The following is a 9,250-nucleotide window of genomic DNA, read 5'->3' on the forward strand; positions in this document are numbered from 1 at the left end:
GTGCTCCTGTGCTCCTGTGCTCCTGTGCTCGGTGTGCTCGGTGTGCTCGTACCGATCACTCTGCGCCGCCTCCGTGTCGCCGGGACTCCACCGGTTGGGCCCGATACCGGCCCAACGCGTTGTCCCCCGATTGGAGTAACGGGTCCCTTCAGGACAGCCGAACTCGTTACTGCTGGGGCTGCTGTGACGGATGCGCCGTCGCGCGCCGGGCCGGGCGCTGAACATTAGCCGAATCGCCCTGTCCCCCTTTATTTTCTTGGGGTGATTTCCTCAGTTCTCCGTGTCCTCGGCCGGGCTGTCGCCCCGGCGGCGGCGGCGGCCCTCGCGGGCGCCGGCGTGCTCGCCGCCCCGGTCCCCTCCGTTCCGGCCCCGGCCATCCGCCTGGTCGACGGGTCCAACCCGTTGGCCGGCAGGCCGTTCTACGTCGACCCGATCTCCTCGGCGATGCTCGCGGCGAGGAACGATCCGTCGAGTCCGGAGTTGAGGGCCATCGCCGACACCCCGGCGTCGTTCTGGCTCGACGAGGCCTTCCCGGCCGGCCGGGTGACCGCGACGGTGTCGCGCTTTGCGGGCGCGGCCCAGGCCGCCGGCGCCACGCCGGTCTTCACGCTCTACGCCATCCCGCACCGCGACTGCGGAAGCTACATGGCCGGCGGGTTCGGGTCGGCTGACGCCTACCGAGGATGGGTCGACGCGGTCGCCGCCGGTCTGGGCTCGATGCCGGCCGCGATCGTCCTGGAACCCGACGCCCTGGCCATGGCCGACTGCCTCTCGCCGGACCAGCAGCAGGAGCGCTTCGCACTGATCAGCTACGCGGTGGATGCGCTGACCCGCGACCCGGCCGCCGTCGTCTACGTAGACGCGGGCCACTCCCGGTGGACGGCTGCCGACGTGATGGCCGACCGACTCCGGCAGGCGGGGGTGGCGAAGGCCCGCGGTTTCAGCCTCAACACCGCGAACTTCTTCACCACCGAGGAGGAGATCGGCTACGGCGAGGCGATCTCCGGGATGACCGGCGGCGCCCACTATGTCATCGACACCTCGCGCAACGGCGCCGGTCCGGCCACCGGCGTCGCCCTCGACTGGTGCAACCCGCCCGGCCGGGCGCTGGGTTCGGCGCCCACCACGGCCACCGCCGGCGCGCACGCCGACGCCTACCTCTGGATCAAGCGTCCCGGTGAATCCGACGGGTCCTGCAACGCCGGTGACGCCCCTGGTGGACGGTTCGTCAACGAGTTGGCCATCGCCCTTGTCCGAAACGGGGGCTGATCCGGCAACGGTCTAGGGCACGATGTAGCGATGTCCGGATCATTGCTGGCCCCGCTGGAGTCGCTGCGCGAGGCGCTGGGACAGGTGCGTATCCCGCTGCCCGCCCAGGGCGCCGACGCCGCGCGGGCGATGGCGGGGAGCTTCGCCAACCAACTCGACGACTACGTCCTGCCGCGCCTTCGAGACGCCGACGCGCCGCTGCTGGCCGTCGTCGGCGGCTCGACCGGCAGCGGCAAGTCCACTCTGGTCAACCGGCTGGTCGGCACCCCGGTGACCACCCCGGGCGTGCTTCGGCCCACCACCAGGCACCCGGTGCTGGCGCACAACCCGGCCGACGCGGACTGGTTCGCCTCCGACCACATCCTGCCGAGGCTGCCGCGCATCACCGGGGGCACCGTCTCGGGCGCCTGCACACCCGGCACCGACGACGTGTTCGGACTGCGCCTGGTGTCCGTCGACACGGTCCCGGCCGGCCTGGGTCTGCTCGACGCCCCCGACCTGGACTCGGTGTCCCAAACCAATCGCCAGATGGCCGGGATGCTGATGGCCGCCGCCGACCTCTGGTTCTTCGTCACCACCGCCTCCCGCTACGCCGACGCCGTGCCGTGGGCCGCGCTTCGTGCGGCGGTCGACCGCAACGCAGCGGTGGTCATCGTCCTCAACCGGGTGCCACCCGAGGCGATGGTCGAGGTCACCGCCCATGTCCGCCAGATGCTGGCCGAGGAACGCCTCGGCAACGCACCGCTGTTCGTCATCGCGGAGTCGCCGTTGGTCGACGGAATGCTGCCGGCCGACCGCACCGCGGAAATGCATCGCTGGCTCAACAGCCTGGTCGCCGACGCGGCGATGCGCTCGGCCGTCGCCCGGCGCACCGTCGACGGCGCGGTCGGACAGATCGCCTCTGACATGCCGACCATCACCGAAGCGGTTGCCGGACAACTGAATACCGCCGGCCGGCTGCGTGCCGATGTGGAGAAGGCCTATGCCCAGGCGGTCGCCGGGCTGGAACAGGTCGCATCCGACGGGTCGCTCATGCGCGGCGAGGTGCTGGCTCGCTGGCAGGAGTTCGTCGGCACCGGGCAGATGCTCAAGCGCCTCGAAGAGGGTGTCGGCCGACTGCGGGACCGGCTCGGTGCGGCGGTCCGCGGCGAACCGGCGCCGCCGGAGCGGGTCAGCGAGGCGATCGAATCGGGTCTGGCCACCCTGCTGGTCGACTCCGCGAACGAAGCGGCGCGCCGAGCCGACCGGGCCTGGCGGGAGGATGACGCCGGCCGGGCACTGCTGGCCGGGTCGGATCTGGCGCGCGCGTCGGCCGACTTCCCGGACCGGGCCGCTGCGCTGGTACGGGCCTGGCAGGACGATCTGCTGAACCTGATCCGCACCGAGGGGGCCGACAAGCGGCAGACGGCCCGGGCGATGGCCTACGGGGTCAACGCCATCACGCTGGCGCTGATGGTGGCGGTGTTCTCCACCACCGGCGGCCTGACCGGTGCTGAGGTCGGAATCGCCAGCGCCTCAACGGTTCTTGCGCAGAAACTGCTCGAGGCGGTCTTCGGTGAGGACGGTGTGCGCCGGATGTCCAAGGCCGCCATGGCGAAACTGAAGGAACGGGTGGCCGAGCTGATGGACGAGGAGAAGGGCCGCTTCCTGTCGCGGGTGGACGCGCTGGAACTCGATCCGGAGCTTCCGGCCCGACTGCAGGAGGTGACCCGCCAGGTGCAGAGGGCCCGTGACGCAGAGGACGCCGAGGCCCTGCTGCCGCCGGCTCCCGGCGAACAGGGCGCGCCGCGGCGCAACTGGCGCGAAACGCTGCGGGATTGGTGGAACGGCTGATGATGAAGGAACTGCTGGCGCGGCTGAACCCCCTGCGCGCCGACCAGCCGCCGATGGTCGACGGGGCCGCCCTGGACCGTCGGCTGGCCGCCCTGGCCGAGGCCGCCGATCTCGGCGACGGCCGGCTGCCGCCGCAGGCCGTGGCCCAGGCCCGTTCGGTGACCGAACGCGCGCAGGCCCGCCGGGGGTTGTCCGAACAACTCACCGTGGTGGCGTTCGCCGGTTCCACCGGTGCGGGAAAGAGCACCCTGTTCAACTCGATCGTCGGCGAGGAGGTCGCCAAGGCGGGGGTGCTGCGCCCCACCACGTCCGAACCGCTGGCGGCGGTCTGGCAGGAAACCCCGGAGATCCTGGCACTGCTGGACTGGCTGGGGGTGACCCGCTGGCATGTCGCCTCCGGTGGCGCCGCGGCACTGGCCGACCTGGTGCTGATCGACCTTCCCGATCATGACTCCACTCATTCCTCCCACCGCGCCCACGTCGACCACTTCGTGGAACGGGTCGATCTGATGGTGTGGGTCCTGGACCCGCAGAAGTACGCCGACGCCCTGGTGCACGAGCAGTACCTGCGCCGCTTCGCCCGGCACGACGACGTCACCGTCGTGGTGCTCAACCAGGTCGACAGACTGCCCGTGGCCGACGCCGCCCAATGCCTGGCCCATCTGCGCCGACTGGTGGCCGAGGACGGCTTGTCCGACGCGGTGGTGCTGGGCGCGTCCAACCGCAGCGGTGAAGGCCTGGAGGCCCTGGCCGAACGGATCCTGGCGGCGGTGGCCAGTCGCCGCACGGCCGTCGCCCGACTGGCCGCCGACGTCGCCACCGCCGCCGACACTCTGGCCCGCTCCGCCGAGGACCCGGGGACCCCGGTGGCCGGTGCGGGGGACCTGGGACGGCTCACCGATGCGCTGACCGACGCGGCCGGGGCTCCGGTGATCGAAGCCGCGATCGAGAAGTCCAGCCAGCGCAAGGCGGTCCAGGCCATCGGATGGCCGCCGCTGAAATGGATTGCGCGCCTGCGTAAGGACCCGGTTTCGCAGTTGCGTCTGGAGCGCCCGGGCGTCGATCCCAGACTCGTGCGGTCGTCACTGCCCTCCAATGACCCGGTCGCGAAGGCCCGCGCCAACAGCGCGGTCCTCGACTATGTCGACAAGGCCAGTGCCGGGGCGCCGCAGGCCTGGGTGCAGAGCACCCGGGCGGTGGCCGACCGCGCGTCGGCCGCACTGACCGACAGTCTCGACCAGGCCGTCACCCGCGCACCGTTGGTGCCGCCCCGCGACCCGCGTTGGTGGTCGGTGTTCGCGGTGCTGCAGTGGCTGCTGTTCGCCGTCGCGGTGGCCGGGGGGCTGTGGCTGCTGGGCATGGCGGCGTTGGCCTACTTCCAGTTCCACGTCATGCAGGCGCCGAATGTCGAAGGCTTTCCGGTGCCCACGCTGCTGCTCATCGTGGGACTGCTCGGTGGTCTGGTGCTCGCCGCGGTCGGACGGGTGCTGGCCCGCGGCAGCGCCAGGAGAGCTGGGCGCGCCGCGCGCCAGGCCCTCCGAGCCGAGGTCGGAGTCGTCGCCGAACAGGAGATCGCCGCGCCGGTGGCCGCCGAACTGGCCACCGTGGATCGGTTCCGCGGCGCGCTCAGCGCCGCCCGCGGCGGCTGACGGCGGTCAAAGCTCGAACAGCTGGTTGGGCCGGGGAACGACCGCGTCCCAGCCGAATTCGCGGCCCAGGTGGCTGCGCAGGGTGTCCGCCGGCTGCGGCTCGCCGTGGACGACGAAGACCCGCCGCGGCGGGGAGGTGAATCCGGAGGCCCAGCGGATGAGCTCATCGGCGTCGGCATGTGCGGACAGCATGGCCAGATCCGCCACGTGCGCGTTGATCGGCACCCACTCGCCGTGGATCCTGACGAACCGCTCACCGGCGGCGATCGCGGCGCCTCGGGTACCCGGAACCTGGTAGCCGGTGACCATGATGGTGTTTCGCGGATCCGGCGCGAATGCCTTGAGGTGATGCAGGATTCGACCCCCGGTGGCCATGCCGCTGGCGGAGATGACGATCTTGGGAGCGGTGCTGGCCGAGATCTTCTTGGACTCCTCGGCATCCCGGGTGTAGCCGGCCATCGCGCACATTCCCTGGTAGACGTCCGGTGTCAGACGGTGGTCGTCGCGGAACTCGCCGAGCAGTTCGCTGGCGTTGATCGCCATCGGGCTGTCCAGGTAGATCGGCACATCCGGCAACCGCCCGGCGCAGCGAAGCTGCCACAGGTGGTAGAGCAGCGTCTGCGCCCGGCCCACGGCGAAGGCCGGGACCACCAGCGTGCCGCCCCGTTGGACCGTCGCGTCGATCACCGCGGCGAGCACTTCGACGGGGTCGGTCTTCTCGTGCACCCGGTCGCCGTAGGTGGATTCCATCACCAGGTAGTCGGCCGCGGTCACCGGGTCGGGATCGAGCATGATCGGGTCGTCGTAGCGGCCCAGGTCGCCGGTGAAGACGACGCGGCGCCCCTGCCAACGCACTTCGACGGTGGCCGCCCCGAGAATGTGGCCGGCGCGGCGGAACGTCACCACCGGGCCGGAGTCCCACAGGCTGAACTCGCGCCCGAACGGATGGGTGGTGAACAGGTCCATCGCCCGGCGGGCGTCGTCGCTGTCGTACAACGGCAGCGCCGGGTGATGTTTCGATGCCCTGTGCTTGTTGAGGAACGCCGCGTCGCGCTCCTGCAGGTAGGCGCTGTCCCGCAGGATGATCTCGGCGACGGCCGCGGTCGCCGGGGTGGACAGGATCGGCCCGCTGAATCCCTCCCGAACCAACCGCGGGAGGTAACCGCTGTGATCAAGGTGGGCGTGGGTGATGACCACCGCGTCGATGCTGGACGGCTCGACCGCGAGTGGGTCCCAATTCAGTTCGCGAACGTTCTTCACACCCTGGAAGAGGCCGCAGTCGACCAGGATCCGCCTGCCTCCGCTCTCCAGCAGGTGTTTGGAACCGGTCACCGTGCTGGCCGCCCCCAGACTGCACAGGGTGAGTTCGGACCGTCTTTCGCGGCTCATCTGTTCAGTGTTCCAGAGCACGCGATGAGGTAGGAAAGAGTTCATGGCAGCCGACCTGATCCTGAAAGCGTCCACCATCATCACCATGGACCCCGCCCGGCCGCGGGCTCGCGCCCTGGCGATCGACTCGGCCACCGGTCGGATCGCCGCGATCGGCTCGATGGCGGAGGTCCAGGCCGTCGCGCCGTCAGCGGCGGTGACCGACCTGAGCGGCACGGTGCTGATGCCGGGCTTCGTTGAGCCGCACAGTCATCCGCTGCTGTCCGGGATGGCCACCCAGGAGCCGGCCTACTGGGTCTCGCCGAACGTCGGCGTGAAGACCTGGGACGACGTCAAGGCGATCTTCGCCAAGGCCGACAAGGAGCACCCACCGGGGGAGGCCCTGGTCTTCAACGGCGTCGACCGCCTGCTGCAGCAGGCACCGTTGCCGACCCGCGAGGTGCTCGACCCGATCTTCGGGGACCGGCCGGTCGTCGCCGTGGACAACTCCGGGCACGGCCTGTACTTCAACAGTGCGACGATCAAGATGCTGGGCTGGCCCGACGGCAAGGCGCCGGCCGACCCGGTGGGCGGCAGCTTCGGCCGCGAGGCCGACGGCGTCACCAGCAACGGCACCGCGTTCGAATCCGGGGCGATCATGATGGTGATCGGGCAGGTGCTGCCCAAGGCCATCCCGCACCCGCTGCACTCCGGGGCGCTGTTCTACAAGCTGATGGCGCAGAACGGGATCACCGCCACCTCGGAGCACACCTACAACTCGCGGCAGTACCAGGCCTACGCCGCCCTGGCGTCGGTGCCCGGATGTCCGCTGCGGCTGCATCTCTACCACATGTCCATCGAGCCCGACGCCGCCGCCGACATCACTTTCCCGAATCCCGAACTGGTCCGGAAAGTCGGTGTGAAACTGTGGGCCGACGGCTCGCCATGGCTGGGCAACATCGCGATTTCCTTTGAGTACCTTGATAACCCGACTACCCGCACCGCGCAGATCGAACTTGGTCCACGCGGGGAAGGGCAGCTGAACTACACCCGCGCCCAGTTGGACGCGATCCTCGACGAGATCGTCCCCACCAGCTACCAGATCGCATTCCACTGCAACGGCGATGTCGGGTTCGACGTCGTGCTCGACGCCTATGCCCGGGCGCTCGCGAAGTTCAATCTGCTGGGCTCGGACCACCGCTGGCGGGTGGAACATCTCGGTGCGGCCCGGCGGGATCAGTTCGAGCGGGCGGCCGCACTCGGGGTCACCTGCTCCCTGAGCCCCTTCCAGTACATCTACTGGGGCGATCTGCTCGACGGTGTGATGTTCGCACCGGAATACGGCGCGCAGTGGCAACGGATCCGGGACGCCTTCGAGGCGGGGGTGACGCCCAGCTACCACAACGACGGATCGGTGACCCCGCCCAACCAATTGCTGAATGTGCAGCAGACGGTGACCCGCAGGACCCTGGCGGGCAACGTCCATGGCGCCAACCAGGCCGTAACCCTCGACGACGCGCTGAAGGCGATCACCATCAACGGCGCGTACCAACTCAGACGTGACCACGAGATCGGATCCCTGGCGGTCGGCAAGTACGCCGATCTGGTCGAGCTCTCGGCCGACATCTACACCGTTCCGGCCGACCGGATCGTCGAGCAGGTCAAGGTTCTCGGCACCTGGGTGGGCGGCCGGAAGATCGACATCGACGGTTACGTCGCCGCGGTGAAGGCCGTCGATCCCACCGAGCACCGGCAGGTCGCCACCGAGGTCGCCGCGCGGAAGTGCTGCTGAGAACACATCGGTCCGAGCGCGCCGCAGGCGGGCCGTTCACCGCCGGTTCAACTAAAGTGAGCGCGGGAGGTGGAGGGTGGAAACCGGGCTCATCATCGCCATCGGCCTCGCCGTCGCCTTCGCACTGACCAACGGGTTCCACGACGCGTCCAACGCCATCGCGACCCTGGTCGCCACCCGCGGCGCCACCCCGGGCCAGGCGGTGGTCCTGTCGGCCGTGTTCAACATGGCCGGGGCCGTCCTGTTGGGCACCGCCGTCGCCGACACCATCGGCAAGATCGTCACGGTGCCGCAGACCCAGATGGTGGCCGTGGTCGGGGCGGGCCTGGCCGGGGCGACCGCCTGGAACGTCATCACCTGGTGGCGCGGTCTTCCGTCGTCCTCGGGGCACGCCCTGGTCGGCGGACTCGTCGGCGCCGCCGTCGCCGACGGGATCATCTCCGGCACGGGCGGCCTGAAGTCGGTGCAGTGGGGAGGCATGCACGGTTGGCATCCCAGCGGGGTGATCGGCGTTCTGGTGGCGCTGTTCGTCTCTCCGCCACTGGGTTTCGCCGTGGCGTTCGTGCTGCTGCGGTTCCTGCGGGGGATCTCACGCCGGTGGACCACGCGGTGGATCGGACCGGTCCGCGGCGGCGGATGGGTTGCGGCGGCGGGACTTTCGTTCAGCCACGGCGGCAACGACGCCCAGAAGGCGATGGGCGTCATCGCGGTGCTGCTGCTGGCGTCGGGTCAGACCACGACGATGACGGTCCCGTTGTGGGCCAAGGTCGTCACCGGCCTGGCGCTGACCGCGGGGACCGCGCTGGGCGGGTGGCGCATCGTCAAGACCATCGGTCAGAAGATCTTTACCCTGACCCCGTTGGACTCCTTCTCCAGCCAGGCCTCGTCCACGGCGGTGATCCTCGGAGCCTCTCTCGTCGGAGCGCCGGTCAGCACCACCCAGGTGGTCGCCTCCTCGGTCGTCGGCGTCGGTGCTGGCCGGCGCCGCTGGAAGCATGTCCGGTGGCAGATCGTGCGGGAGATGGGCGTCGCCTGGCTGACCACCATTCCCGCGGCCGCTCTGCTGGCCGTCCTGGTCCTACTCATCTGGAGGGCAACGCTGTGAGTTCCTCGACCCGCTGGTTCCTGCCGGAGACCCCCGACGTGATCGGCATGCTGCAGAACCAGGCCGACATCACCGTGCGCGGAATGGACGCGTTCGCCGACTGGGCGGCCGGGGACACCGGCCGCGCCGAGGATGTGCGTGCCGCCGAACACGACTGCGACGAGGTGCGGCGGCAGTTGGTCGACGCGGTCAGCGAGGCCTTCACCACTCCGCTGCAACCGGAGGACCTGTTCC

The 9,250-nt window shown here is 70.1% G+C and carries 7 protein-coding genes; 6 read left to right on the plus strand and 1 reads right to left on the minus strand.

The window, feature by feature from the left end; translation table 11 throughout:
• Positions 1–261 precede the first annotated feature (261 nt).
• From ADBZ5U_RS09890 to ADBZ5U_RS09900, 3 genes are read left to right on the plus strand one after another with little or no spacing between them, the layout of a single operon-like run.
• Positions 262–1,269 (plus strand): glycoside hydrolase family 6 protein, encoded by a 1,008-nt coding sequence (locus ADBZ5U_RS09890; protein ID WP_526264890.1) that lies wholly within the window; start codon positions 262–264, stop codon positions 1,267–1,269.
• A 30-nt stretch (positions 1,270–1,299) separates the two neighbouring features.
• A complete protein-coding gene (locus tag ADBZ5U_RS09895) occupies positions 1,300–3,102 on the plus strand; it encodes a GTPase family protein (RefSeq protein WP_526264892.1) in 1,803 nt (600 codons plus the stop codon).
• Positions 3,090–4,751: a GTPase gene (locus ADBZ5U_RS09900; protein ID WP_526264902.1), complete on the plus strand. Its 1,662-nt coding sequence runs from the start codon at positions 3,090–3,092 to the stop codon at positions 4,749–4,751. The genes ADBZ5U_RS09895 and ADBZ5U_RS09900 overlap by 13 nt, the downstream gene beginning before the upstream one ends.
• 6 nt (positions 4,752–4,757) lie before the next feature.
• Here ADBZ5U_RS09900 and ADBZ5U_RS09905 read toward each other — a convergent pair whose 3' ends face one another.
• Complete coding sequence (locus ADBZ5U_RS09905; RefSeq protein ID WP_526264894.1) at positions 4,758–6,140, minus strand: MBL fold metallo-hydrolase RNA specificity domain-containing protein; 1,383 nt, start codon at positions 6,138–6,140, stop codon at positions 4,758–4,760.
• Between the two features lie 43 nt (positions 6,141–6,183).
• On the opposite strand from ADBZ5U_RS09905, the gene ADBZ5U_RS09910 reads away from it, so the two are divergent.
• From ADBZ5U_RS09910 to ADBZ5U_RS09920, 3 genes are all read left to right on the plus strand, one after another.
• Positions 6,184–7,911, plus strand: coding sequence for an amidohydrolase (locus ADBZ5U_RS09910; RefSeq protein WP_526264896.1), 1,728 nt, complete (start codon positions 6,184–6,186; stop codon positions 7,909–7,911).
• Positions 7,912–7,987: 76 nt separating this feature from the next.
• The gene (locus tag ADBZ5U_RS09915) at positions 7,988–9,016 is read left to right on the plus strand and encodes an inorganic phosphate transporter (protein WP_526264898.1); all 1,029 of its coding nucleotides are present in this window, start codon (positions 7,988–7,990) and stop codon (positions 9,014–9,016) included.
• On the plus strand, positions 9,013–9,250 hold a 238-nt coding region (locus tag ADBZ5U_RS09920), incomplete at its 3' end, for a hypothetical protein (protein WP_526264900.1). The genes ADBZ5U_RS09915 and ADBZ5U_RS09920, both read left to right, overlap by 4 nt.

The sequence above is a fragment of the Mycobacterium sp. genome (assembly GCF_040398885.1).
GTDB lineage: Bacteria > Actinomycetota > Actinomycetes > Mycobacteriales > Mycobacteriaceae > Mycobacterium.

What these genes read in the sequence shown, in the direction of transcription:
- ADBZ5U_RS09895 (WP_526264892.1), top strand. Translation starts at nt 1,300, where the DNA reads ATGTCCGGATCATTGCTGGCCCCGCTGGAGTCGCTGCGCGAGGCGCTG.
- ADBZ5U_RS09905 (WP_526264894.1), bottom strand. Translation starts at nt 6,140, where the DNA reads ATGAGCCGCGAAAGACGGTCCGAACTCACCCTGTGCAGTCTGGGGGCG.
- ADBZ5U_RS09910 (WP_526264896.1), top strand. Translation starts at nt 6,184, where the DNA reads ATGGCAGCCGACCTGATCCTGAAAGCGTCCACCATCATCACCATGGAC.